Annotated in this window: 1 protein-coding gene and 1 pseudogene; both read left to right on the top strand. The window is 73.3% G+C overall.

The window, feature by feature from the left end; all coding sequences use genetic code 11:
* Window positions 1-110 (top strand): annotated as a pseudogene (locus G3I71_RS47650) (YebC/PmpR family DNA-binding transcriptional regulator); the annotation flags it as partial.
* A gap of 70 nt (window positions 111-180) precedes the next feature.
* Window positions 181-445: crossover junction endodeoxyribonuclease RuvC (locus G3I71_RS47645; RefSeq protein WP_343243307.1), on the top strand; the 265-nt coding region annotated here is incomplete at its 3' end.

Below are 445 nucleotides of genomic sequence, written 5' to 3'. Positions count from 1 at the left end.
GCAAGATCCTGCGGCTCATCGACGCGCTCGAGGACTCCGACGACGTGCAGAACGTCTACGCCAACTTCGACGCGTCCGACGAGGTCATGGCCGAGCTCGACGCCGAGTGAGTCGTCCGCCACGGGCCCCGTCACGGTGTGGCGGGGCCCGTGGTGTGCCCGGGCCTGCGACGATGGCGCCGTGCGCGTGCTCGGAGTGGACCCCGGCCTGACCCGCTGCGGCCTCGGCGTCGTCGACGCGCTGCCCGGGCGGCGCGCGCGGCTCGTGCACGTCGACGTCGCGCGGTCCGACCCGACGCTCGACGTCGACCAGCGGCTGCTCGTCATCGAGCGGTCCATCGAGGAGTGCCTCGAGGAGCACGCGCCCGACACGGTCGCCGTCGAGCGGGTCTTCGCGCAGCACAACGTCAGCACGGTCATGGGGACCGCGCAGGTCGCGGGCCTCG

The sequence above is a fragment of the Streptomyces sp. SID12501 genome, assembly GCF_010550245.1.
Classification (GTDB): domain Bacteria; phylum Actinomycetota; class Actinomycetes; order Streptomycetales; family Streptomycetaceae; genus Streptomyces.
The sequence above is the reverse complement of the archived record's forward strand: the minus strand, read 5'-3'. Positions and strand labels throughout refer to the sequence as shown.